Consider the following 23,752-nt stretch of genomic DNA (forward strand, 5'->3'; position numbering starts at 1 on the left):
AGGGCTGAGCCCCGTGCAATACAGGACTCAGCCCTTGGCGGCCTAACTTACCCGTCCAACTTTACGGGGTCAGTTCAGGTGGGCGGCGCCATTGTCAATATCGCCAGCGTCTCGGCGCTGAGCGGCGAGGGGCCTCTCAGCTATTGCGCGTCAAAGGCGGCCGTGCTCGGCCTCACCCGCTGCCTGGCGCGCGACCTGGGCCCGCGTGGCATCCGCGTCAACGCGATCTGCCCGGGGCCCACGCGCACGCCGATGATGCAGTCCATCAGCGAGGAATGGGCGCGCAGCCTGGAGCGCGCGATCCCGCTGGGGCGCATGGCCGAGCCGGAAGAGATCGCGGCGGCGGCACTGTTCCTGGTTAGCGGAGACGGCATGCTGATGACGGGCCAGACGCTGTCCGTCAGCGGCGGCATGGCAATGATTTAACGGCGCAGGCGCGACGGCGACGCGTTCGGGTCGTTGTCCTGCCTCGATGGAAGGATAAAAGGGAGAGCAGCATGCGAGTAACGGGACGTTTGCAGGACAAGGTGGCGCTGATCAGTGGCGCTGGCACGGGGATCGGCGCTGCCACGGCTGCGCGCTTCGCGGCCGAAGGGGCGAGGGTGATGCTGTGCGGGCGGCGCGAGGCGCCGCTGCGCGCCGTGGCCGAGGAGATCCGGTCGCGCGGCGGCGAGGCTGCGTGGATTCAGGCCGATGTCACCAACGAGGCGGACGTGGAGCGGGCGGTGGCGCATACCGTCGCGCAGTTCGGCGGCCTGCATGTCATGGTCAATAACGCGGTCAACTATACCTGGGGCGTGCTCGACGAGGTCAGCGCGCAAGCCTGGCGGCAATGCCTGACCGGTAGCCTGGACGTCGCCTTCTTCGGCACGCGCGCGGCGCTGCGCGTGATGAAGGCGGCCGGCGGCGGCGCCATCGTCAACCTGGGTTCGGTGGCGGGCCTGCTTGGCAGTCCGGGATTGTCGGCCTATGGCGCGGCCAAGGCGGGCGTGCTCAACTTCAGCCGCGCCGTGGCGCTCGAGGGCGCAGCCCACAACGTGCGCGTCAACGTGGTGATTCCCGGTGTGGTCTGGAGCGAGGGCACGCGCGAAGCGCTTGCCAGCGAGGAGGTCGCCCGAGATACCGCACGCGCGGTGCCGCTGGGGCGCGTGGGCGAACCGCACGAGGTGGCTGGCGCCATCCTGTTCCTGGCGTCGGACGAGGCTTCGTATATCACCGGGCAGAGCCTGGTAGTCGATGGCGGCAAGACCTGCCGGCTCGACGTGGGCGCAACCGACTACGTGTCGGAGCCGTCAGCCGAGCGGCGCGCCGCGCCGCAGGCAAGCTGAGCGCACCCCACTGAATGAGCAAGGAGAGGCAAGTGGCATCAGACATGGAATCGATGCAGGCCCGACTCGATCGACTCGAGTCGGTCAACGAAATCCGCATGCTGCCGGCCAAGTATGCGCTGGCGCTCGATATGCGCGACCTCGATGCCTGGACCAGCCTGTTTCCCGAGGACGTGGCGGTGGGCAAGGACCAGGTGGGCCGCGAGCACCTGCGGCGCTGGATAGACGAGACCCTGCGCAACCAGTTCACGGTGACCTCGCATCATATCGGCGGACACATCATCGAGTTCCAGGATGCGGACCATGCGAGCGGCGTGGTGTATTCGAAGAACGAGCATGAGACCGGCCCGGAATGGGTCATCATGCAAATGCTCTACTGGGACGACTACTAGCGCATTGGCGGCTGCTGGTATTTCCGGCGACGGCTGCCATGCTATCTCTACGCGAGCGACCTCAACAAGCCGCCCATCGGCGACAAGAAGATGCGCTGGCCGGGCCGTGAGCCCTATGAGGGTTCCTGGCATGCACTGTGGCCCTCGTGGAAAGCGTTCTGGAACGCCAAGCCGAATGAAGCGCTGCCCGGCGTCGCCGAGCCGGTGCCGCTGGATCGCTTTCTCGAGTCGATGCGTCGCGGTTCGGCACTTCCCAAGGTCCGCACGCGCTGACGCAATGCCGAAACCGATCAAGGGATCATCAAGATGAGCGCCAGCCTGTTCGAGCCACTGCAGCTCGGCGACATTGCACTCGCCAATCGCATCGTGATGGCGCCGATGACGCGCAGCCGCGCCGGCGCGGGCGACCTGCCCACCGGCCTGCACCAGGCGTACTACACGCAGCGCGCGGGCGCCGGGCTGATTATTGCGGAGGGCACTTACCCTAGCCGGCATGGCAAAGGGTACTGCCGCACGCCGGGCATCGAGACCACCGCGCAGATCGACGCCTGGCGCGACGTGTCAGGCTCCGTGCGCAGCCAGGGCGCGGCGATGGTGCTGCAGCTGATGCACGTCGGGCGCGTGGCGACGCGCCATAACAAGGCGCCAGACGCACAGACGGTGGCGCCGTCGGCGATCCGCGCGCGCGGCACCATCTATGCCGACGGCCACGGGCTGGTCGAGATGGAGGTGCCCCGCGCGCTGGCGGCACATGAAGTCACGGCCGTGATCGACGAGTACCGCCAGGCCGCCGTCAATGCGCTGGCCGCCGGGTTTGACGGCGTCGAGCTGCATTGCAGTAGCGGCTACCTGCCGATGCAATTCCTGCTTTCTTGCACCAATCAGCGCGCGGACGGCTACGGCGGTTCGCTGATGGCGCGGCTGCGCTTCGTCGTGGAGACGCTCGAGGCCATCGCCGGGGCGATCGGGGCGGGGCGCGTGGGTCTGCGTATCTGTCCCGGCAACCCGTATAACGACATGCACGATGACGATCCCACCGCCACGTACAGCGCGCTGCTCGATGCCGTGGCGCCGATCGGGCTGGCCTACCTGCACGTGAGCCGCTCGCCGGATCCTGCGCTCGATGCATTTGCGCTGGCCCGCTGGCGTTTTGGCGGTGCGGTCATCGTCAATGTCGGTTTCGACGGCGCGAGCGCCGCGCGTGCAGTGGCCGGCGGCGTCGGCGAGGCGGTTTCGTTCGCCCGCCATTTCATCGCCAATCCCGACCTGCCTGCGCGCCTGCGGCACGGTGCGCCGCTGGCCGCGTTCGACCGCACGCTGCTGTATACGCCGGGAGCGCATGGCTACACCGACTACCCGGCCGCCGCGGAGCTTGCCGCGAGTGGCCAGATCCTTCCCCAGGGAGGCTTGCAACCGTGAGCGACTGCCTCGCACCGATTTCAACCATACCCAATGCCGTGGCACACACGGCGCGGCTGCGCGCGGATGCGGTAGCCATCGAGGAAGACGGCCTGTCCTTGCGCTATGGCGCGCTGCATGAGACGGCGCGAGTCGCAGGGCGTGCGCTGATGGCGCTGGGCGTAGCGCCCGGCGAGCGCGTTGCCATCTGGGCGCCTAACCTGCACGAGTGGATGGTCGCAGCGCTCGGTATCCAGATGGCCGGCGGCGTGCTGGTACCGCTTAACACCCGGCTCAAGGGCGGGGAGGCCGCCGATATTCTCGGGCGTAGCGGTACGCGGGCGCTGATCTGCATCGGCGAATTGCTTGGCGTCGATTATCCCGAGATGCTGTGTGGGCATGCGCTGCCGGCCTTGCGCCACCGCGTCATTCTGCGCGGCGAACGCGAAGGCGCTTTGTCTTGGGAGGCTTTCCTCGCCCGTGCCGAAGACACACCCGAGGTCATGCTTGACGCGCGCATCGCCGCGCTGACACCGGACAGTCCGTCCGACCTGCTTTACACATCCGGCACCACGGGGCGGCCCAAGGGCGTGATCACCACACACGGGCAGAATCTGCGCGCCTTCTCCGACTGGTCGGGCATCGTCGGCCTGCGCCCCGGCGACCGTTACCTGATCATCAATCCCTTCTTCCATGCCTTCGGCTACAAGGCCGGCTGGCTCGCGGCCCTGCTTCGCGGCGCCACCATCCTGCCGCTGGCGCAGTTCGACGCCGAAACCGTGCTCGCTCGCATCGAGCGGTACCGCGTCAGCTTCCTGCCCGGCTCGCCCACGCTCTACCTGAGCTTGCTTGCCCATCCGCGGCTGGATGCATACGACTTGTCATCGCTGCGCGTGGCGGTCACGGGGGCGGCATCGATCGCGCCAGAGCTGATCCGGCGCATGCGCAAGGTGCTTGGTTTTGACGTGGTGCTCACTGCTTACGGACAGACCGAGTGCTGCGGCCTGGCGACGGTCTGCCGGCTCGGCGACGCGCTGCAGACTATCGCCAACACGAGCGGGCGTGCGCTCGCCGGTGTGGAGATTCGCTGCGTAGACGCTGAAGGAAACGACGTCGCCGCCGGTGAACCGGGCGAAGTGTGGATCCGCGGCTACAACGTCATGCGTGGGTACTTCGACGACGAGGCCGCCACACGCGAGGCCATCGACGACGCGGGGTGGCTGCATACAGGCGACATCGGCAGCGTCGACGCCGACGGAAACCTGTGTATCACCGGCCGGCTCAAGGACATGTTCATCGTGGGCGGCTTCAACTGCTATCCCGCGGAGATCGAGCACCTGATTGGCACGCATCCGGCGGTGGCCCAGGTCGCGGTGGTCGGCGTACCCGATGCGCGCCTGGGCGAGGTTGGCCGCGCCTTCGTGGTGTTGCGCGAAGGCGAGAGCATGAGTGGGGAGGCATTGCTGGAATGGTGCAGAGCCCGCCTGGCAAACTATAAGGTGCCGCGTTCCGTGGCCTTCATGGCGGCCCTGCCGATCAATGCCGCGGGCAAGGTCGTCAAGCACGAGCTGACGGCGCTCCAGGCGCGCATGTGCGCCTGAGCGTGCAGGCGGACTTGGCAGCCGAGGGTACAAGATTGAGTCATCCGGGTATTGCGCAGATGATGAACACAAGCTATAGTTCGGCCTCTTGCAGCAGGGCACGGTCGGCAAGCGAAGGTTGGTAGGCGTTGTAGGCTTATGATTTGTAAGGAAATTTGTTCCCTTGCAAGGCATCCTCAGCACCCACAACTCTCCATCGCAAGGACATGTGCATTGCCGGCAGCAAGCACCGACACAGGAGTGGTAGTTCAGTCGGTTAGAATACCGGCCTGTCACGCCGGGGGTCGCGGGTTCGAGTCCCGTCCACTCCGCCAGTTTTAAGGAAACGCCCGCATCAGCGGGCGTTTTCATTCATGTTTCCCACCCTGCACAAAGGGTGCGCGCCCAGCGGCTCCTGATAGAATCGTGGAGTTTGTCTTTCGTGCCAATCCACTACCCGAATCCGCATGCTTGATTTCGTACGCAACAACCGGCGCCTGATGCTCTTGCTGCTGCTGGTGCTTGTTTTCCCGTCGTTCGTGTTCTTCGGCGTGGAAAGCTATTCGCGCTTCATGGACAGCTCGCACGATGCCGCCAAGGTCGACGGCCGCGCCATCAGCGTGCAGGAGATCGACAACGTCGTGCGCGACCAGAGCGAACGCGCGCGCCAGGTCCTGGGCGCCAGCTATGACCCGCGCCAGTTCGAAGGCCCGGACGCCCGCAAGGCCGTGCTGGACCAGCTGATCCTGCAACGCGTGATGGCCAGTGCCGTGGCGCGTGAGCACCTGACCGTGTCCGACGCCAAGCTGCTCGAGGAAATCAGCAACCTGCCGGCGATCGCGCAGTTGCCGCGCACCAAGGACGGCAAGGTCGACGACAAGGCCTACCTGCAGCTGCTGCAGTCGCAGGGCATGACGCCCGAGCAGTTCGATGCCCGCATGCGCTTCGAGCTGGCCACGCAGCAGCTGGGCGCATCGGTCGCCGCGACGGCCTTCGTGCCCAAGTCGCTGCTCGATCGCCTGATCGCCGTGCGTGACCAGCAGCGCGATGTGCAGGCGCTGCTGTTCAAGCCGGCCGGCTACACCGCCAAGGTGCAGCCCGATGCAGCCGCGCTGAAGGCCTACTACGACAGCCACCAGCAGGCCTTCTCGGTGCCGGAACAAGCCAAGGTCGAGTACCTGCTGCTGTCGGGCGAGGCCCTGGCCGCGACGCAGGCGGTCACGCCCGAAGAGCTGAAGTCCTACTATGACAGCAATATCGCGCGCTTCCGTATCGACGAGCAGCGCCGCGCCAGCCATATCCTGATCAGCGCGCCGAAGGATGCGCCGGCCGCCCAGCGCCAGGCCGCGAAGGACAAGGCCACCAAGCTGCTGGAGGACCTGCGCAAGCACCCTGACACCTTCGCCGACGTGGCGCGCAAGAACTCGCAGGACCCGGGCTCGGCCGAGAAGGGCGGCGACCTGGGCTTCATGGGCCGCGGCGCGCTGGTCAAGCCGTTCGAGGACGCCATGTATGCGCTCAAGGATGGCCAGGTCAGCGACGTGGTGGAAACCGACTACGGCTACCACATCATCAAGCTGACTGGCGTCAAGCCCGCCGAGACCAAGCCGCTGGAAGCCGTGCGCACGGAACTCGAAGCTGAGCTGCGCAAACAGTTCGCCGACAAGAAGTTTGCCGAGCAGGCCGATGCCTTCGGCAACACCGTCTATGAGCAGGCTGACAGCCTCAAGCCCGCAGCCGACAAGTTCAAGCTGACCATCCAGACCGCCGACAACGTCACGCGCCAGCCGAACCCGGCGCTGGGCGCGCAGAGCCCGCTCAACAACGACAAGCTGCTCAAGGCGCTGTTCAGCGACGACGCGATCAAGAACAAGCGCAACACCGAGGCCGTCCAGGTGGCCCCGAACACGCTGGTGGCCGCGCGCATCGTCGAGTACCGCCCGGCGGCCGTGCGCAAGTTCGAGGAAGTCGAAGCCAAGGTGCGCGAGGGCTATATCGCCCAGCAGGCGGCCGAACTGGCGCGCAAGGACGGCGAGGCCCGGCTTGCCGCGCTGAAGAAGGCAGACAGCGCCGACGGCTTTGGCGCGGTGCAGACCGTGTCGCGCGCCAAGGCCGAGGGCATGGCGCCGAAGGCGGTCGAAGCGGTGCTGCGCGCCGACGCGAACAAGCTGCCTGCGGTGGTGGGTGTCGACCTGGGGGCCGAAGGCTACGCGGTCTACCGTATCACCAAGGTCAGCCAGCCGATGCAGGCCAACCCGGCGCAACGCCAGGCCGAAGCGCAGCAGCTCTCGCAACTGGCCGGCCAGACCGACCTGCAGGCCTTCTATGAAAGCCTGAAGGCCCGCTCCAAGGTCAAGATGCTGACGCCGGTGGGCGCCACGCAGGCGCAAGGCGCCGAGTAAGCGCCAGATCAGCGCCGCTGCAAGCAAGAACCCCTGCCAGACGGCAGGGGTTTTTTATTTATGCTTACTTCGTGCCACGCTTGAGCATCGGCTTGAGCTGCGGCCACACCGTATCGAGCAGCGCCGGCTGTGCCGCGGCGGTCGGGTGGATGCGGTCGGGCTGGAACCAGTCCTGCCGCGCGATGACCTTGTCGAGGAAGAACGGCACCAGCCGCACCTTGTACTCGCCGGCCAGCTTCGGATACAGCGAGACGAACTTCTCGGTGTAGTCCTGCCCGTAGTTGGGTGGGATGCGCATGCCGATCAGCAGCACGCCCGCGCCGGCCTTCTGTGCCGTGCTGACGATGTTGCGCAGGTTGGCCTCGGTGGTCTGCAGCGGCAATCCGCGCAGCGCGTCGTTGGCGCCAAGCTCCACCACCACGATGGCCGGGCGGTGCCGCGACAGCAGCTCCGGCAGCCGCGTCTTGCCGCCGATGGTGGTCTCGCCGCTGATGCTGGCATTGACAACGCTATAATCGAAGCGCTCCTGCCGCAGGCGGTCCTGCAGCAGCGTAACCCAGCCCGCGCCGCGCGCGATGCCGTACTCGGCGGAGAGGCTGTCGCCAAGCACCAGCAGTGCCGGGGCCGCAGCCTGGGCTGAGGCCCCGGCCGATATCGTCAGTGCCATGCCGGTTGCCAGCAGCAGCCGGCGCCATTTGCCTCGGATCCCAATATCCATGTCTTCTTCCATTCTCGCTGTCGAGTCCCTCGGAAAGACCGTTGCCGACACGACCGGTTCGCTGACGATTTTGCACGACGTGACCTTTTCCGTCACGCCGGGCGAAACGCTCGCCATCGTGGGGGCGTCCGGATCGGGCAAGTCGACGCTGCTCGGGCTGCTGGCGGGGCTGGACCTGCCCAGCACGGGCACGGTACGGCTGCAGGGCCAGGACCTGTTCGCGCTGGACGAGGACCAGCGCGCCGCCGTGCGGGGCCGCCATGTCGGCTTTGTGTTCCAGTCGTTCCAGCTGGTCGGCCACCTGACCGCGCTGGAAAACGTGATGCTGCCGCTGGAGCTGCGCGGCGAAACGTCGCAGGTGCGCGAGCGCGCCCTGGACATGCTGCAGCGCGTGGGCCTGGGCGCGCGGCTGGGGCACTATCCGCGCACGCTGTCGGGCGGCGAGCAGCAGCGCGTGGCGCTGGCGCGCGCGTTCGTGGCGCGCCCGGACATCCTGTTTGCCGACGAGCCCACCGGCAGCCTCGATACCGCCACTGGCGAAGCCGTGATCGCGCTGATGTTCGAGCTTAACCGCGATGCCGGCTCAACGCTGGTGCTGGTCACGCATGACCGCTCGGTGGCGGCGCGCTGTGGCCGCATCCTGACCATCGACGCCGGCCGCGTGGCCAGCGATGAATGGATGGGCGCGGAGGTCTAGCTGGCGGCGCCCGCCTTCAGCACCGCGCGGGCGCGCTCGATCAGCGACGTGGTGGAGGCATCGTGCTGGCCGACGGCATTCCCGGTCAGCTCGGCCTCGATCGGTCGGGCCAGGATCTTGCCCAGCTCGACGCCCCACTGGTCGAAGGAATTGATCTTCCAGACCACGCCCTGCACGAAGGTGCGGTGCTCATACAGCGCAATCAGCGCACCCAGCACATGCGGCGTCAGGTTTTCCATCAGCAAGGTGTTGCTGGGGCGATTGCCCTCGAACACCATATGGGCGATGCGGACTTCGTCCTTCAGGCCGGCGGCACGCAGCTCATCGGCGCTGCGCCCGCGCATCAGCGCCTCGGCCTGCGCAAAGCAGTTGGCCAGCAGCTTGGCGTGATGGCCTGCCAGCCGGCGCGGCGGCACCAGCGGCGCGACAAAATCCACCGGCACCACCTGCGAGCCCTGGTGGATCTGCTGGAAGTAGGCATGCTGCCCGTTGGTGCCGGCCGTGCCCCACACCACCGGCGAGGTATGCGTGCGCACGGGCTGCCCGTCAAGCTGCACTGACTTGCCGTTGCTCTCCATCTCCAGCTGCTGCAGGAAGGCGGGAAACAGCTCCAGCGAGGTGGAGTAGGGCGCCATGCAGCTGGTCGGCAAATGCCAGAAATTGCGGTACCAGATGCCCAGCATGCCCAGGATCACCGGCATGTTGCGCTCCAGCGGCGCGGTGCGGAAGTGCTCGTCCATGGCGCGCGCGCCGGCCAGCAGGTCGGCGAAGGCATTGAAGCCTACTGCCAGCGTGATCGACAGGCCGACCGACGACCACAGCGAGAAGCGTCCGCCGATCCAGTCCCAGAACTCGAACATATTGGCCGGGTCGATGCCGAACTCGCGCACCGCTTCGGTATTGGTCGAGACTGCGACGAAATGCTTGGCAAGGTCATGCTCGGCCACGCCGTTGGCGACAAACCAGGCGCGCGCGCTGCGCGCGTTGGCCATGGTTTCCAGCGTGGTGAAGGTCTTGGAGCAGACGATCACCAGTGTCCGTTGCGGGTCTAGCCGCACCAGCGTCTCGGCCAGGTCGGTGCCGTCGACGTTGGAAACAAAGTGCATGCGCGGCGCGGCATTGCCATCGGCATCGGCCAGGTGCGACAGCGCGCGGCACACCATGCGCGGCCCCAGGTCGGAGCCGCCGATGCCGATATTGATGACATCGGTGATGCGCTCGCCGGTGGCACCCTTCCAGGCGCCGCTGCGCACGCGTTCCGAAAAATCGCGCATGCGTACCAGCACCTTCTGGATTGCCGGCATGACCTGCTCGCCGTCGACCTTGTAGCCGGCGCCGGCGGTCGCGCGCAGCGCTACGTGCAGGGCCGCGCGGTCTTCAGTGGTGTTGATATGCTCGCCCGCGAACATCGCGTCGCGGCGTCTGGTCACGCCGGCCTCGGCTGCCAGCTGCACCAGCAGGCGCATGGTTTCGGGCGTGATCCGGTTCTTCGAGTAGTCGAGATAGAGCCCGGCGGCTTCCAGCGAGAATTGCGCGACGCGCTGCGCGCCTTCGCGATCGAACCCGTCGCGCATCTGGGCGTCGCGAAGGGTGTCGTGGTGCCGCAGCAGGGCGTTCCAGGCGTGAAGGTCAGTGGGCATGCAGGACAATCGATGTTGCGCGAGCCGCGTGGCGTTGCCGGCTCACAAGGCAGAGTTGCAAGTATATCGTCAGCGCTGCCGGGATCCGGCCTGGCGGCGGCGTCATATCGTTACCACTTGCAACATACCAGCCTGGGCGCAGGCTAAGTATCGGACATTGTCTGACGGCGCGCGCCGCCGAGCCGGGCCGCGATGGCGCGTAGCACGGGTTCTCCCCCAGCCACGCACAAGCCTCCCAGGCAGATGATGCCGATGCCGATTGCGGTGGTCCAGTCGGGCAACTGGCCGAAGGCCAGGTAGCCGATCACCGTCGCGGACAGGATCTGCAGGTAGAGGAAGGGGCTCAGGAAAGACGCATCCGCGTACTGGAAGGCCCAGATGACGAAATAATGGCCAAGTGATCCGGTGATCCCCGCGGACAACAGCAGTGCACATTGCATCGGCGTAGGCCAGGCGCTGAACCAGAAGAAGGGCACGATCAGCGTGGTCAGGCAGGCGCCGGTTACGCCGCTCTGGATCAGCGTGGTCATCGGTGTGTCGTGCGCGGCAATGCGGCGTGTCAGCATCTGCATCAGCGCGAACACCAGCGCCGACACCAGGCCCAGGCCGACACCGAGCGGACTGAGCTGGCCGCCCGGGCGCACCACCACCAGCATGCCGGCAAAGCCGACCACCACACCGGTCCAGCGCATCCAGCGGGCATGGCGCCCGGGGCGCTCGCCCAGCAACCACGGCGACAATGCCACCACGAACAGCGGCGCGCAGAAATTCAGTGCCGTGGCCTGCGCCAGCGGCATCAGCATCAGCACGCTGAAGAACACCAGCGTCGAGACCAGCATCAGCGCGCCCCGCAGCCACTGCAGCCCAGGCTTCGCCGGCCGCCACTGGCGCCGCCAGCCGGCGGGGCCGAGCAGCAGGAAGATCGCGACCACATGCCCGACATAACGCACCCATGCCACGGCCACCAGCGGCAGTCCTTGCTGCGTCAGGGTCTTGCTGGTGGCATCGAGCAGGCTGAGGATCCATTGCCCGATGACCAGCAGGGCGATGCCGGTGAGCAGGTGGCGACGGTCGGCGGGATCGCGCAGCAGCGCGCCGCGCATCATGCGCGGGTCCCGGCCAGCAACTGGTTGAAGAGGGTGCGCGCGGGCGCGTACAGTTCGCTTGCGGTGACGCCGGCCGGCCCGGTGCCCTGGGCGACAAGGGCATCGGCGGCACGCCCGTGGATCCACACCGCCGCCTGGGCCGCGGCCAGCGGCGCCATGCCTTGCGCCAGCAGCGCCCCCAGCATGCCGGCCAGCACGTCACCGGTGCCGGCGCTGGCAAGTGCGGCATTGCCGGTCGGGTTGAGCGTGCATGGACTGCCGTCAGGCGCCGCGATCACGGTGCCCGATCCCTTCAGCACGACCACGGCCTGCCATTGCGCAGCCAGTGCCGCGGCAGCAGCGGGCCGGTCGCGCTGCACCTCGGCGACGGGAACGCCCATCAGCCGGGCGGCTTCGAGCGGGTGCGGTGTCATCACGCAAGCCGCGCCGCTGGCGGCCAGGGCCCCGGCCAGCGCCGGATCGGCGGCCAGCAGGTTCAGGGCATCGGCATCCAGCACACGCGGCAACGGCGCGGCTTGCAGCAGCCGCGCAAAATGCTTGTGTGCGTTGGCGTCCGTGCCCATGCCAGGACCGATCACCAGCGCCGACATCGCAGCGAGGGCCAGTGCGTCCACGGCATGCAGCATCAGCTCCGGATGCAGCGGATCGAACAGCGGTGCGGGCTGCGCCAGGAAGCCGATATGCACCTTGCCCGCGCCGAGGAACTGCGCGGCCCTGGCGCCCAGCAGCGGCGCGCCGGTCATGCCCAGGTTGCCGCCGATGACCGCCAGCGAGCCATGCGTGCCCTTGTTGCTGGCATGGTGGCGGCGCGGCAGCGCCGTGCTGAACAGCGCGGGGCCGTTTACCAGGCAATGGGGCGCTTCGTCCGGCGGATAGTCAAGGCCGATCGGCGCGATATCGACCTCGCCGGCGCAGTCGCGCCCGTCCAGCGTCAGCAGCCCGGGCTTGGCGGCGATAAAGGTCAGCGTGCGCTGCGCGCGCACTGCCGGCGCGCCCGCGCCGGTGTCGGCGAACAGGCCGCTGGGGATGTCCAGCGCAAACACCGGCAGCGCGCTGCGGTTGATTTGTCCGATCCACCACGCCATGGTGCCGTCGGCGGGGCGGTTCAGGCCGATGCCGAGCAGGCCGTCGACGAGCGCAGCGGTGCCCGCGGGCCAGTCCGCGTCATGCGAGGCAGCCATGCCTGCGACCACGCTGACCGGGACGCCGGCTGCGTGCGCTTGCTGCCATGCCGTCGCGGCGTCGGCGGGCAGGTGCTGCGGGTCCGCCGTCAGCCATACCTGCACTGCACGGCCGGCGCCGTGCAATTGCGTGGCGGCCACCAGCGCATCGCCGCCGTTATTGCCGGGGCCCGCCAGGAACAGCAGCGGGCCGGCGGGTGCATGGCAGGCCAGCCAGCGCGCGGCCGCGGCGCCGGCGCGCGACATCAGCGTAAAGGCGGGAAGTTGCGTGAAGGCGGCGTTCTCGATGCGGCGGATGGCGGCGACGTCGTACAGCGGAACCGGTGCGGAGGCGGCGGCATCGAGTGCAAACCAGCCGTCGCCGCTTGCGGGCGAGGTGGCGGTAGAGGCAGAGGGTGTCATGTCTGGTTATCTTGCCGGCCCCAGGCCGTAGCGGTCGGGCAGCAGGCCCTCCATGTCGATGTCCGGGCCACCATGGGTGCCGGCGCTGGCGGCGATCTGGTCAGCCGCAATCTTGCCCGATCCGCAGCTCATCGCCCAGCCCGTCGAGCCATGGCCGAGGTTGAGGAACAGGCCGGGCACGGCTGTTGGGCCGATCAGCGGCGGCCCGTCCGGCAGCATCGGCCGCGCGCCCGCCCATTGCGTGGCTTCCTGGTAGTTGCCGGCCACCGGGAACCAGTCGCGCGCGACCTTGACCAGGGTGTTCAGGGCGGCCGGCCGCAGATCAAGCGCGCGTGAGCCCAGCTCGGCCGTGCCGGCCACGCGCAGGCGGTTGCCCATGCGCGTGATCGCGACCTTGTAGGACTCATCCATCAGCGCGCCCAGCGGCGCCTGCAGTTCGTCGCGGACCATCACCGTCACCGAGTAGCCCTTGACCGGATACAGCGGCACGCGCAGGCCCAGCGGGCGCAGCAGCGCGGTGCTGTCGGCGCCGGCCGCGACCAGCACGCGGTCGGCGCTCAGCACCTGGCCAAGGCGCTTCTTGTCGGAGTGCTGCAGCTCGACCTGCAGCTTGCCCGCGTTGTCGGGCCTGACGCGCGCCACCTGGGTGTCGAAGCGAAACGACACGCCCGCGGCCTCGGCATGCCGGTGCAGCGCGCGCACGAACATCGGGCAGTTGCCGGATTCGTCTTCAGGCAGGTGCAGCCCGCCGGCCAGCGGCGTGTCGGCAGCCAGGCCCGGTTCGATGCGGCGGCATTCCTGCGCGCTGACCAGCCGGTGCGACACGTTGTTCTCGCGCAGCAGGGCCACGGCGGGCGCGGCCAGGTCGAGGTCGCGCGCGGCGCGGAACAGCTGCAGGTAGCCTTGCGACTGCTCGTAGTCGATCTCCAGCTCGCTGCGCAGCCGGTGCAGGCACCCGCGGCTGTAGAACGCCAGCCGCTGCATGCGCAGCTTGTTGGCGCGGTAGCGCTCCAGCCGGCATTCGCGCAGCCAGCGCGCGATCCAGCGCCACATGGCCGGGTCGGCGGAAGGGCGGAACAGGACCGGCGCCTCGCGCGCAAAGAGCGTGCGCAGGATCTTGCCGGGCATGCCCGGCGCCGCCCATGGCGTGACGTAGCCGGGCGCGATCACGCCGGCATTGCCGAAGCTGGCTTCCTGCGCCGGCGCGGCGCGGCGTTCGAGCACGGTCACGTCGAAACCGGCCTGCCGCAGGTACCAGGCGGAACTGACGCCGATCGCGCCGGCGCCGATGACGATCACATGCATCGGACTGGGACCCTCCATATTGCCGCGCCGGCAGCAAATGGCCGGGCTGGGCCGGCCAATGCTATTTGACTTCCTGCTGCATGACAATGTCCGGCAGCCAGGTGACCACGCCCGGCCAGATCGTGACGATGGCGATCGCCACCACCATCATCATGAAAAAGGGCAGCGAGACCCGTGCGATGTAGTTGCTGTCCTTGCCTGTCATGCTCTGCAGCACGAACAGGTTGAAGCCCACGGGTGGCGTCACCTCGGCGATCTCCACCAGCAGCACGATGAAGATGCCGAACCAGACCAGGTCGAAGCCGGCCGCCTGCACCATCGGCAGCACCGTCGCGGTGGTCAGCGCGATCATCGAGATGCCGTCCAGCGCCGTGCCCAGCACGATGTAGATCACTGTCAGCACGGCAATCAGCGCCCACGGCGACAGGTGCATCGCCGCCACCCATTCCGCCAGCGCGCGCGGGATGCCGGTAAAGCTCATGGTCACCGACAGGAACGAGGTCGCGCCCAGCACAAACATGATCATCGCGGTCAGCCGCGTGGCCGACATCAGGCTGTCCCAGAACGCCGCGCGCGTGAGCGAGCCGCCCGCCCACGCCAGCGCCAGCGAAGCCACCACGCCATAGGCTGCGGCCTCGGTCGCGGTGGAGTAGCCGGTCACCATGATCACGGTGATAAAGGCGATCAGCACGATGCACGGCAGCAGCTGGCGGATCGATGCCAGCCGCGCACGCCAGTTGAAGTGCTCCGACGGCGGGGTCTTGTCCGGGTTGGCCAGCGCCCAGACCACGATGTAGCCGGAGAACAGCAGCATCAGCAGCAGGCCGGGTATGAAGCCCGCCAGGAACACGCGGATGATCGACACGTCCGCCGACACCGCGTACACCACCATCGTGATCGACGGCGGGATCAGGATGCCGAGCGTGCCGGCGCAGGACAGTGAGCCGAGCGTGGTGCGCTCGTCGTAGCCGCGCCGCGTGAGTTCCGGCAGCGCCGACTTGGCGATGGTGGCGCAGGTGGCCGCTGACGACCCCGACACCGAGCCGAAGATGCCGCAGCCCAGGATATTGACGTGCATCAGCCGCCCGGGCAGCCAGCTCAGCCACGGCGACAGCCCGCTGAACATCTGCTCGGACAGCTTGGTGCGGAACAGGATCTCGCCCATCCAGACAAAGAGGGGCAGCGACGCCAGCGTGTAAGAGGCGCTCGACGACCACCATGCGTTGGCCAGGCTGACCAGCGCCTCGCGGTCCGAGAACACCACCAGCCCGACCCATGAGGTGACCGCGATGGCCACGGGGATCCACGCGCCGATCGCCAGGAAGACGATCATCACCAGCAGCAGGATCAGTGCAACCACGACTGTGCTCATCAGACCGTCTCCCCGAAATCGCCGGCGGCGAGCTTTTCTTCATGGGCCACCTGGTAGCGCGGCTTGTGCCCGCGCACCACGCGCAGCCATTCATCGGCGACCGCCAGCAGGAAGCCGACGCAGCCAAGCACCGCGAAGCTCTGCGGAATCCACAGCGGGATCACGATCTGGCCCTGCGAGACATCGCCGATTTCCCAGCTCTGCCACGCAAAGGTGCCCAGTGCCCAGGCCGCGTAGGCGGCAAACGCCAGGCAGATGGTCAGCGAGACCAGCTCCAGCACCCGGCGCCGGCGCGGGCCCACGGCCCCCAGCAGCATCTCGACGCGCACGATGCCGCCATGCTGGAAGGTCTGGCCAAGGATCAGGAAGGCGGACGCCGCGCACAGCCAGGCGACGATGTCATCGCCACCCTTGAAGATCACCGAGGTCTCCCGCGACAGCGACATCAGGATCATGATCACGCAGACGGCGAGGATGCACAGCGCGCCGAGCACGGCAACGAGGTCAAGCAGGCGGTCGAGCCAGCGCTTGGAGGAGGGGGCAGTTGGCATGATGGACGGCGTCAGGGAGGGAGGGGCTCCCCGCCATGCCAGCCTGCGCGGCAAGGGCGGGGAGTTCATGGAGGCGGGCAGGCCGCCTACTTGCGGTAGGCGTCCAGGATGGCCTTGCCGTCCTCGCCCGCGCCCTTGGCCCAGTCATCCACCATGGTCTGGCCCACCTTCTGCATGTCGGCCTTGAGCTGCGGCGACGGCGGCTGCACCGTCATGCCGTTGCGCGACAGGGTCGCCAGGTACTCCTTGGTCTTTTGCTCCGACACCTGCCAGCCGCGCTTCTCGGCGTCGGCGACGGCCTTGAGCAGCGCCTCCTGGGTCGGCTTGTCCAGCGCCGCGAACGCCTTCTTGCTGACTACCAGCATGTTCTTGGGCAGCCAGGCGTCCACGGTGTAGAAGTACTTCACGCTCTCCCACACCTTGGTGTCGACGCCGGTGGCGCCCGACGACATGAAGGAGTTGACCGTGCCAGTGGCCAGCGCCTGCGCCAGGTCGGCAGCCTGGATGGTCACCGGCTGGGCGCTGACCAGCTCGGCGATGCGCGAGGTGGCCGGGTTGTACGCGCGCCATTTCAGGCCTTTCATGTCCGCGGCCGAATTGATTGGCTTGTTGGCATAGATGCCCTGCGGCGGCCAGGCCACCGCGTACAGCAGCTTCATGCCCTGCTTGTCGAGCACCTTCTCGGTGACCGGGCGCGAGGCCTGCCACAGCTTGTAGGCATCGGCATAGCTGGTGGCCAGGAACGGCACCGCATCGACGCCGAACACCGGATTCTCGTTGGCCAGCAAGGACATCAGGATCTCGCCCATCTGCACCTGGCCGGTCTGCACGCCGCGCTTGATCTCGTTGGCCTTGAGCAGCGAGCCATTGGGGTGCAGCACGATCTTGAGCTTGCCGCCGGTGGCCTTGTCCACGTCGTTGGCCATCTGCTGCAGGTTCTCGGTGTGCAGGTTGCTGGCCGGATAGCCGGTCGGCAGGTCCCACTTGGTATCCGCCTGTGCCGCCACGGCGGCCAGCATCAGGCCGGCCGCAACGATTGCCTTGACTCGCATCTCGATCTCTCCTGGTGTGCGCGCGGGGGCGCGGTGGTACTGCTGGTTGCGTACTACCTGGTGCCGGTCGCGCCCGCATTGGCGGGCACGCCGGCGCAAGATCAACGGCGCGGCGGCAGGGCTCAGTCGTCGCGCTGTGAAGGTTGCACGATGCGTTCCAACGCAAGGGCCGTGCCCAGCAGGTCGGCATCGCGCATCGGGCCGTGCGACAGCATCAGGCCCACGGGCAGCTCGTCCGGCGCGTGGCAGGGCATCGAGATCGAGCAGCCGTCAAGGAAATTGAAGGCCGAGGTATTGCGCAGCAGCAGGGCATTGACGCGGAAGAACTGCGCATCATCGGTGCGCAGCGGCGCAATCTCGGGCGCGACCATCGGCACGGTCGGGCAGACCACGGCGTCGAAGCGGGCCAGGCGCGCTTCCATGCGGGTGATCCAGTCCAGCCGGGCGCGGCCCAGGTCGATATAGTCGGCGGCGCTGACATTGGCGCCGCGGTCGATGCGCGAGGCCACGCGTGGGTCGTACAGGTCGCGCCGGGCGGCCAGCAGGTGGCGGTGGATGGCAAAGGCTTCAGCCGAGCTGAAGCCGCCCTGGGCGTTCAGGCCCGCCAGTTCGCCGAGCTCGGGCAGGTCGACATGCTCCAGCTGCACGCCGGCGGCCGACAGCCGGCCCAGCGCGCGGTCAAAGGCGCGCGCCACCACCGGGTCGAGGTCGTCCAGCAGGACCTGGCGCGGGATCGCCAGCCGCGTCGCGGCGGGGTTGGTGACGCGCGGGATCACTGCGCTGTCCGCGATCACGCTGTCCACGGCAATGCAGTCGCTGACCGTGCGCGCCATCGCGCAGGCGGTGTCGAGCGTGTAGGACAGCGGAAAGGCCCCCGTCAGCGGCACGCGCCGCGCGGTGGGCTTGAAGCCGGTGATGCCGCACAGCGCGGCGGGGATGCGGATGGAGCCGCCGGTGTCGCTGCCAAGCGCCGCGACCGCCAGCCCCAGCGCCACCGAAACGGCCGCACCCGACGACGAGCCGCCCGGGATGCGCGCCACGCCATCGGTGCCGGCCGGGTTGGCCGGCGTGCCGTAGTGGGGATTGATGCCCACGCCCGAGAACGCGAACTCCGTCATGTTGGTGCGCCCGACCAGGGCTGCGCCTGCAGCGCGCAGGCGGGCGACCACGGTGGCGTCCGCCGTGGCCGGCGCGGCATCCTTGCGCACCAGCGAGGCTGCGCTGGTGACTTCGCCGGCCACGTCGTAAAGGTCCTTGACCGAAACCGGCAGCCCCGCCAGCGGATGCAGCGCCTTGCCGGCGCGGCCGGCGGCATCGGCTGCGCGCGCGACCTGGGCCGCGGCCTCGAAGGTGCGGTGCAGGAACACGGCCTCGGCAGCCGGCGCGGCCGCAAGCGCGGCCGCCTGCTCGATGATCTGCGCACGGCTGGTGGCGCCGTCGCGCAGGCGGGTGTTCAGGGTGTCGAGGTCGGGAAGCATGGATGGCATGGGTCTGCAAACGGGGTGCGAGGGCGGGGCGGGCACCGCCATGGTGGCGGCCGCCTGCCGGCACGGGGAAGGGCGCGGTGCACATGCGCAGGGCCAGTCGTGGCCGGCGTCCTCCCTCATGCTTTACCTGTATTTATTAGGTGTTCATGCTCATAATTCGCCAATAAACTGTCAAGCTAAAATTGCCGGGGCGCGCTCCGGGCTTATACCTAGCACGCCAGCGCCGTCCCATCGAAAGGAGTCTCCCGCATGCCACGCAAGCCAGCCGAGAGCGGGCATACCGCCGCCGCCGTGGCCGATGCCCCTGCCGTTGCCGATAAGGCAAGGCCGGCCACCGCGCTGTCGCGCGCGGCCGGGGCCAATATCGTGTCGTCCTCGCACCTGGTGTCGGTGCGCAGCCCCGAGTTGTCCGAGTTCGAGTTCGGGCTGAATACCGCTTACAACGCCTACAGCCGCTGGGTGGTGCGCTGCATGGGGGCGGCGGGGGTGCGCGACCTGACCTTCCTGGACGTGCTGGTGCTGCATCACGTGAACCATCGCGGCCGGCCCAAGCGGCTGGCCGATATCTGCTTCGTGCTGAACGTGGAAGACACCCACCTGGTGACCTACGCATTGAAGAAGCTGCAGGGGCTGGGGCTGGTGAGCGGGGAGCGGGTCGGCAAGGAGGCCACTTATTCGACCACCCCGGCCGGTGCCGAGGCCTGCGCACGCTATCGCGAGATCCGCGAACAATGCCTGACCAGCAACTTCACCGAAGGCAGCGAAGAGAATGCCGAGATCGGGGAGCTCGCCCGGCTGATGCGGGTGCTGACCGGCCTGTACGAGCAGGCCGCGCGCTCGGCGACGTCACTCTGAGCCGTCCATTCGGTAAAAGTGACGCATAAGCATTATCATGATGGGGAGTAACACGGCGCCGTCGTGATGTCGCAGTGCAAAATCCGGGTGCCGGCAAGGTACAATAGCGGTTTCCCGCCAGTCGGCACCCCATGCAGCGGTGCCGGCTAAGCAGCAGCCCCTACCTCACCGCCTCCCGACCGCTACGATCATGGCGCATTTCTCGTGCTTCCCCGGCGCTTTGGCGCTTTCCGCCTTCCGTCAGCAACGCCTGCTCACCGCCCTGCGGCAGATCGACGCCGATATTGAATCGGTGCATGGCCAGTTCCTGCACTTTGTCGACGCACAGACGCCGCTGTCGGCCGAAGAGCAGTCCCGCGTGGCGGCGCTGCTGACCTACGGCGCACCGTTCGCCGATCAGCCCGACGGCGACCGCTTCGTGGTGATCCCGCGCTTCGGCACGATCTCGCCGTGGGCCAGCAAGGCCACCGACATCGCCCATAACTGCGGCCTCACGCATATCCACCGCATCGAGCGTGGCATCGAGATCACCGTGATCTGCAAGAAGGGCCTGCTGCGCGGGCGCAAGTCGCTGGACGCGGACACCCGCGCCGCCGTGGCCGCGCACCTGTTCGACCGCATGACCGAGACCGTGGTCGCCACGCGTGACGAGGCGGCCGGCCTGTTCCAGGAACTGCCGGCCAAGCCGCTGCGCTTTATCGACATCGCCGCCGGCCGCAGCGCGCTGGCCGCGGCCAACGTCGAGATGGGCCTGGCGCTGTCCGAGGACGAGATCGACTACCTGGTCGATGCCTACGGCAAGCTGGGGCGCAACCCGACCGACGTCGAGCTGATGATGTTCGCGCAGGCCAATAGCGAGCACTGCCGCCACAAGATCTTCAACGCCACCTGGACCATCGACGGCGTGCAGCAGGACAAGTCGCTGTTCGCGATGATCCGCAATACGCACCAGCTCAATCCGCAAGGCTCGATCGTGGCCTACTCGGACAACTCGGCGGTGATGGAAGGCGATGTGGCCGAGCGCTGGTTCCCGCGCGGCAACGACCACAAGTACGACCGCCACGAGGCGCTGACGCACACGCTGATGAAGGTGGAGACGCACAACCACCCGACCGCGATCTCGCCGTTCCCGGGCGCTTCCACCGGCGCCGGCGGTGAAATCCGCGACGAAGGCGCGACCGGGCGCGGCGCCAAGCCCAAGGCCGGCCTGACCGGCTTCACGGTGTCCAACCTGATGCTGCCCGACGCCGTCGAATCGTGGGAAAACGACCGCGACGCCGCCCAGCCGGTGGCGCACCGCAACCCCGACGACAAGCCCGGCGTGACCGGCAAGCCCGACCGCATCGCCTCGCCGCTGCAGATCATGATCGACGGCCCGCTGGGTGGCGCCGCGTTCAACAACGAATTCGGCCGCGCCAACCTGGGCGGCTACTTCCGCGTCTACGAGCAGAACGTGGGCGGCACCGTGCGCGGCTACCACAAGCCGATCATGATCGCGGGCGGCATCGGCAATATCGACGCCTCGCACACGCACAAGAACCCGCTGCCGGCCGGCACGCTGCTGATCCAGCTGGGCGGCCCGGGCATGCGCATCGGCATGGGTGGCGGCGCCGCCAGCTCGATGGCGACCGGCACCAATACCGCCGACCTGGACTTCGATTCGGTCCAGCGCGGCAACCCCGAAATGGAGCGCCGCGCGCAGGAAGTGATCAACGCCTGCTGGCAGCTCGGCGATGCCAACCCGATCCTGTCGATCCACGACGTCGGCGCGGGCGGCATCTCCAACGCCTTCCCTGAGCTGGTGGACGGCGCCGACCGCGGCGCGCGCTTCGACCTGCGCCAGGTGCACCTGGAAGAGTCCGGCCTGTCGCCGGCGGAAATCTGGTGCAACGAGTCGCAGGAGCGCTATGTGCTGGCGATCGCGCCGGACAGCTTCCCGCAGTTCCAGGCCATGTGCGAGCGCGAGCGTTCGCCGTTCGCCGTGGTCGGCATCGCCACGGAAGAAAAACAACTGCAGTTGGTCGACGCCGAAGTCGACGCCGCGCTCAAGGAACACTTCGCGGTCAATATGCCGATGGACGTGCTGCTTGGCAAGCCGCCGCGCATGCACCGCGACGTCAAGCGCGTCGAGCAGGCGCTGCCGGCCGTCGACGTGACCGGCATCAGCCTGGAGCAGGCCGTGCGCGACGTGCTGCGCCATCCGACCGTGGCCAACAAGTCGTTCCTGATCAGCATCGGCGACCGTACCGTGGGCGGCATGAACGCGCGCGACCAGATGGTCGGGCCGTGGCAGGTGCCGGTGGCCGACGTGGCCGTGACCACGCTCGACTACAAGGGCAATGCCGGTGAAGCGATGACCATGGGCGAGCGCACCCCGCTGGCCGTGATCGACGCGCCGGCTTCGGGCCGCATGGCGATCGGCGAGGCGCTGACCAACCTGGCCGCCGCGCCGGTCAAGGACCTGGGCAAGGTCAAGCTGTCGGCCAACTGGATGGCGGCCTGCGGCGTGGAAGGCGAGGACGCAAAGCTCTATGACACCGTGCATGCGGTCGGCATGGAACTGTGCCCGGCACTGGGCATCAGCATCCCCGTCGGCAAGGATTCGCTGTCGATGCGCACCAAGTGGCAGGATGAAGGCGTCAACAAGGAAGTGGTGGCGCCCGTGTCCCTGATCATCTCGGCCTTCGCCGCGGTGGACGACGTCAACCGCACGCTGACGCCGCAACTGCGCACCGACGCCGGCGACACCGTGCTGATCGCCGTCGACCTGAGCCGCGGCAAGAATCGCATGGCCGGCAGCATCCTGGCGCAGGTCATGCAGCAGGTCGGTGACAGTGCCCCGGACGTGGACAATGCCGAGGACCTGAAGAACTTCTTCAACGTGATCCAGCGCCTGAACCGCGAAGGCAAGCTGCTGGCCTACCACGATCGTTCCGACGGCGGCTTTATGGCCACGCTGGCCGAAATGGCCTTTGCCGGCCATTGCGGTGTTTCGCTCAACGTCGACATGCTGGCGCTGGATCCGCAGCAGGAACAGGACTACGGCGACGCCAAGAACTGGGCCCAGCAGATCGCCGAGCGCCGCAACGACCAGACCCTGCGCGCGCTGTTCTCGGAAGAGCTGGGTGCCGTGGTGCAAGTGCGCATGCAGGACCGCGACGCGGTGTTCGCGGTGCTGCGCGAGGCGGGCCTGTCGGCGTGCAGCCACGTGGTCGGCAAGCCCAACACCACCGACCAGGTCGAGATCTACCGGGATGCCAAGAAAGTGTTCGGCGCCTCGCGTACGGACCTGCAGCGCAACTGGAGCGAAGTCAGCTGGCGCATCGCGCGACTGCGCGACAACCCGGCCTGCGCGGACAGCGAGTACGATCGCCTGCTGGATGCTGCCGACCCTGGCATCAGCCCGGTGCTGACGTTCGATCCGGCGGAGGACATCGCCGCGCCGTTTGTCGCCACTGGCGCGCGTCCGCGCGTGGCGATCCTGCGCGAGCAGGGCGTCAATTCGCAGATCGAAATGGCGTACAGCATGGACCGCGCCGGCTTCGATGCGCACGACGTGCACATGAGCGACCTGATCGCCGGCCGCGCCAATCTGGCCGACTTCTCCGGCTTTGTCGCATGCGGCGGCTTCAGCTACGGCGACGTGCTGGGCGCGGGCGAGGGCTGGGCCAAGACCATCCTGTTCAACGGGCAGATGGCCGAGCAGTTCGCGGCCTTCTTCAACCGCCAGGACACTTTCGCGCTGGGCGTGTGCAATGGCTGCCAGATGATGAGCAACCTGGCCCCGATCATCCCGGGCGCAGGTGCATGGCCCCAGTTCACGCGCAACCAGTCGGAGCAGTATGAAGCGCGCTACGTGACCGTGGAAGTGCAGTCCTCGCCGTCGATCTTCTTCGCCGGCATGGAAGGCAGCCGCATCCCGATCGTTGTCGCCCACGGCGAAGGGTTTGCCGACTTCTCGCAGCAGGGCAATATCGACCAGGCCCACGTGGCGCTGCGCTTTGTCGACAACTACGGCGCGGTCACGCAGGCCTATCCGCTCAACCCGAATGGCTCGCCCGATGGCATCACCTCGGTGACCACCGTCGATGGCCGTTTCACCGTGCTGATGCCGCACCCGGAGCGTGTATTCCGCGCCGCGACGATGAGCTGGGCGCCGGACGCGTGGAAACAGGTTGCCGATGGTGGCAGCCCGTGGATGCGGATGTTCCGGAATGCGCGGAAGTGGGTGGGGTAAGCATCAGCTGCAGGTTTGCGTCGCCCGCTGTTTTCTCCCTCTCCCGCGT

Annotated in this window: 19 protein-coding genes and 1 tRNA gene; 11 read left to right on the plus strand and 9 right to left on the minus strand. The window is 67.8% G+C overall.

Translation table 11 applies throughout. The features are described 5' to 3' along the window. Nucleotides 1–78 precede the first annotated feature (78 nt). The 8 genes from AC3WVS_RS20620 to AC3WVS_RS20655 all read left to right on the plus strand — a co-directional run bounded on the left by AC3WVS_RS20620 (nucleotide 79) and on the right by AC3WVS_RS20655 (nucleotide 7,100). A complete protein-coding gene (locus tag AC3WVS_RS20620) occupies nucleotides 79–426 on the plus strand; it encodes an SDR family NAD(P)-dependent oxidoreductase (RefSeq protein ID WP_492320137.1) in 348 nt (115 codons plus the stop codon). Between the two features lie 71 nt (nucleotides 427–497). After that, a complete protein-coding gene (locus AC3WVS_RS20625) occupies nucleotides 498–1,328 on the plus strand; it encodes an SDR family NAD(P)-dependent oxidoreductase (protein ID WP_492320138.1) in 831 nt (276 codons plus the stop codon). A 32-nt stretch (nucleotides 1,329–1,360) separates the two neighbouring features. After that, entirely contained in the window at nucleotides 1,361–1,720 is a 360-nt protein-coding gene (locus tag AC3WVS_RS20630) for a nuclear transport factor 2 family protein (RefSeq protein ID WP_492320139.1), read from the plus strand. A gap of 90 nt (nucleotides 1,721–1,810) precedes the next feature. Beyond that, nucleotides 1,811–1,993 (plus strand): hypothetical protein, encoded by a 183-nt coding sequence (locus AC3WVS_RS20635; RefSeq protein ID WP_492320140.1) that lies wholly within the window; start codon nucleotides 1,811–1,813, stop codon nucleotides 1,991–1,993. A 33-nt stretch (nucleotides 1,994–2,026) separates the two neighbouring features. Continuing rightward, nucleotides 2,027–3,139 carry an alkene reductase gene (locus tag AC3WVS_RS20640; RefSeq protein ID WP_492320141.1) on the plus strand — a complete coding sequence of 371 codons (1,113 nt, stop codon included), beginning with the start codon at nucleotides 2,027–2,029 and terminating at the stop codon, nucleotides 3,137–3,139. Next, the gene (locus AC3WVS_RS20645) at nucleotides 3,136–4,719 is read left to right on the plus strand and encodes a FadD3 family acyl-CoA ligase (protein WP_492320142.1); all 1,584 of its coding nucleotides are present in this window, start codon (nucleotides 3,136–3,138) and stop codon (nucleotides 4,717–4,719) included. The genes AC3WVS_RS20640 and AC3WVS_RS20645 overlap by 4 nt, the downstream gene beginning before the upstream one ends. Before the next feature lie 237 nt (nucleotides 4,720–4,956). Next, a tRNA-Asp gene (locus AC3WVS_RS20650) sits at nucleotides 4,957–5,033 on the plus strand. Nucleotides 5,034–5,165: 132 nt separating this feature from the next. Then, nucleotides 5,166–7,100, plus strand: coding sequence for a SurA N-terminal domain-containing protein (locus tag AC3WVS_RS20655; protein WP_492320143.1), 1,935 nt, complete (start codon nucleotides 5,166–5,168; stop codon nucleotides 7,098–7,100). 64 nt (nucleotides 7,101–7,164) lie between these two features. Here the strand turns inward: AC3WVS_RS20655 and AC3WVS_RS20660 are convergent, their stop codons facing one another. After that, nucleotides 7,165–7,818, minus strand: coding sequence for an arylesterase (locus AC3WVS_RS20660; RefSeq protein ID WP_492320144.1), 654 nt, complete (start codon nucleotides 7,816–7,818; stop codon nucleotides 7,165–7,167). Between AC3WVS_RS20660 and AC3WVS_RS20665 the strand changes: the two genes are divergently transcribed. Further along, nucleotides 7,817–8,515: an ABC transporter ATP-binding protein gene (locus AC3WVS_RS20665; protein WP_340526528.1), complete on the plus strand. Its 699-nt coding sequence runs from the start codon at nucleotides 7,817–7,819 to the stop codon at nucleotides 8,513–8,515. The genes AC3WVS_RS20660 and AC3WVS_RS20665 overlap by 2 nt on opposite strands. On the opposite strand, the gene pgi is transcribed toward AC3WVS_RS20665, so the two are convergent. From pgi to AC3WVS_RS20705, 8 genes are all read right to left on the minus strand, one after another. Further along, nucleotides 8,512–10,155: a glucose-6-phosphate isomerase gene (gene pgi / locus AC3WVS_RS20670; RefSeq protein ID WP_492320145.1), complete on the minus strand. Its 1,644-nt coding sequence runs from the start codon at nucleotides 10,153–10,155 to the stop codon at nucleotides 8,512–8,514. The genes AC3WVS_RS20665 and pgi overlap by 4 nt on opposite strands. Before the next feature lie 143 nt (nucleotides 10,156–10,298). Beyond that, a complete protein-coding gene (locus tag AC3WVS_RS20675; RefSeq protein WP_492320146.1) occupies nucleotides 10,299–11,261 on the minus strand; it encodes a DMT family transporter in 963 nt (320 codons plus the stop codon). Further along, complete coding sequence (locus AC3WVS_RS20680; protein WP_492320147.1) at nucleotides 11,258–12,844, minus strand: NAD(P)H-hydrate dehydratase; 1,587 nt, start codon at nucleotides 12,842–12,844, stop codon at nucleotides 11,258–11,260. Before AC3WVS_RS20680 ends, AC3WVS_RS20675 begins: the two co-directional genes overlap by 4 nt. 6 nt (nucleotides 12,845–12,850) lie before the next feature. Then, nucleotides 12,851–14,149 carry a D-amino acid dehydrogenase gene (locus tag AC3WVS_RS20685; RefSeq protein WP_492320262.1) on the minus strand — a complete coding sequence of 433 codons (1,299 nt, stop codon included), beginning with the start codon at nucleotides 14,147–14,149 and terminating at the stop codon, nucleotides 12,851–12,853. Between the two features lie 61 nt (nucleotides 14,150–14,210). Next, complete coding sequence (locus AC3WVS_RS20690; protein ID WP_010810067.1) at nucleotides 14,211–15,521, minus strand: TRAP transporter large permease; 1,311 nt, start codon at nucleotides 15,519–15,521, stop codon at nucleotides 14,211–14,213. Then, on the minus strand, nucleotides 15,521–16,072 hold the full coding sequence (locus tag AC3WVS_RS20695) for a TRAP transporter small permease subunit (protein WP_492320148.1): 552 nt from the start codon (nucleotides 16,070–16,072) through the stop codon (nucleotides 15,521–15,523). The genes AC3WVS_RS20690 and AC3WVS_RS20695 overlap by 1 nt, the downstream gene beginning before the upstream one ends. A gap of 86 nt (nucleotides 16,073–16,158) precedes the next feature. Continuing rightward, on the minus strand, nucleotides 16,159–17,124 hold the full coding sequence (locus tag AC3WVS_RS20700; protein ID WP_492320149.1) for a TRAP transporter substrate-binding protein: 966 nt from the start codon (nucleotides 17,122–17,124) through the stop codon (nucleotides 16,159–16,161). A gap of 122 nt (nucleotides 17,125–17,246) precedes the next feature. Next, nucleotides 17,247–18,611: an amidase gene (locus AC3WVS_RS20705; RefSeq protein WP_492320150.1), complete on the minus strand. Its 1,365-nt coding sequence runs from the start codon at nucleotides 18,609–18,611 to the stop codon at nucleotides 17,247–17,249. A gap of 249 nt (nucleotides 18,612–18,860) precedes the next feature. Here AC3WVS_RS20705 and AC3WVS_RS20710 point away from each other — a divergent pair, with 249 nt between their 5' ends. Together AC3WVS_RS20710 and purL are read left to right on the plus strand one after the other, a co-directional pair. Continuing rightward, nucleotides 18,861–19,466 (plus strand): winged helix DNA-binding protein, encoded by a 606-nt coding sequence (locus AC3WVS_RS20710; protein WP_492320151.1) that lies wholly within the window; start codon nucleotides 18,861–18,863, stop codon nucleotides 19,464–19,466. A gap of 190 nt (nucleotides 19,467–19,656) precedes the next feature. Beyond that, a complete protein-coding gene (gene purL, locus AC3WVS_RS20715; protein ID WP_492320152.1) occupies nucleotides 19,657–23,703 on the plus strand; it encodes a phosphoribosylformylglycinamidine synthase in 4,047 nt (1,348 codons plus the stop codon). Nucleotides 23,704–23,752: the final 49 nt, after the last annotated feature.

This window comes from Cupriavidus sp. CPT47-8839-RL05A (assembly GCF_058792255.1).

Excerpts from the sequence above, each read along its gene's own strand:
- AC3WVS_RS20640 (WP_492320141.1), top strand. The coding sequence starts at position 2,027 with ATGAGCGCCAGCCTGTTCGAGCCACTGCAGCTCGGCGACATTGCACTC.
- AC3WVS_RS20665 (WP_340526528.1), top strand. The coding sequence starts at position 7,817 with ATGTCTTCTTCCATTCTCGCTGTCGAGTCCCTCGGAAAGACCGTTGCC.
- AC3WVS_RS20690 (WP_010810067.1), bottom strand. The coding sequence starts at position 15,521 with ATGAGCACAGTCGTGGTTGCACTGATCCTGCTGCTGGTGATGATCGTC.
- purL (WP_492320152.1), top strand. The coding sequence starts at position 19,657 with ATGGCGCATTTCTCGTGCTTCCCCGGCGCTTTGGCGCTTTCCGCCTTC.
- AC3WVS_RS20695 (WP_492320148.1), bottom strand. The coding sequence starts at position 16,072 with ATGCCAACTGCCCCCTCCTCCAAGCGCTGGCTCGACCGCCTGCTTGAC.
- AC3WVS_RS20705 (WP_492320150.1), bottom strand. The coding sequence starts at position 18,611 with ATGCCATCCATGCTTCCCGACCTCGACACCCTGAACACCCGCCTGCGC.
- AC3WVS_RS20685 (WP_492320262.1), bottom strand. The coding sequence starts at position 14,149 with ATGCATGTGATCGTCATCGGCGCCGGCGCGATCGGCGTCAGTTCCGCC.
- AC3WVS_RS20660 (WP_492320144.1), bottom strand. The coding sequence starts at position 7,818 with ATGGATATTGGGATCCGAGGCAAATGGCGCCGGCTGCTGCTGGCAACC.
- AC3WVS_RS20700 (WP_492320149.1), bottom strand. The coding sequence starts at position 17,124 with ATGCGAGTCAAGGCAATCGTTGCGGCCGGCCTGATGCTGGCCGCCGTG.
- AC3WVS_RS20675 (WP_492320146.1), bottom strand. The coding sequence starts at position 11,261 with ATGATGCGCGGCGCGCTGCTGCGCGATCCCGCCGACCGTCGCCACCTG.
- AC3WVS_RS20710 (WP_492320151.1), top strand. The coding sequence starts at position 18,861 with ATGCCACGCAAGCCAGCCGAGAGCGGGCATACCGCCGCCGCCGTGGCC.
- pgi (WP_492320145.1), bottom strand. The coding sequence starts at position 10,155 with ATGCCCACTGACCTTCACGCCTGGAACGCCCTGCTGCGGCACCACGAC.
- AC3WVS_RS20655 (WP_492320143.1), top strand. The coding sequence starts at position 5,166 with ATGCTTGATTTCGTACGCAACAACCGGCGCCTGATGCTCTTGCTGCTG.
- AC3WVS_RS20635 (WP_492320140.1), top strand. The coding sequence starts at position 1,811 with ATGCGCTGGCCGGGCCGTGAGCCCTATGAGGGTTCCTGGCATGCACTG.
- AC3WVS_RS20625 (WP_492320138.1), top strand. The coding sequence starts at position 498 with ATGCGAGTAACGGGACGTTTGCAGGACAAGGTGGCGCTGATCAGTGGC.
- AC3WVS_RS20680 (WP_492320147.1), bottom strand. The coding sequence starts at position 12,844 with ATGACACCCTCTGCCTCTACCGCCACCTCGCCCGCAAGCGGCGACGGC.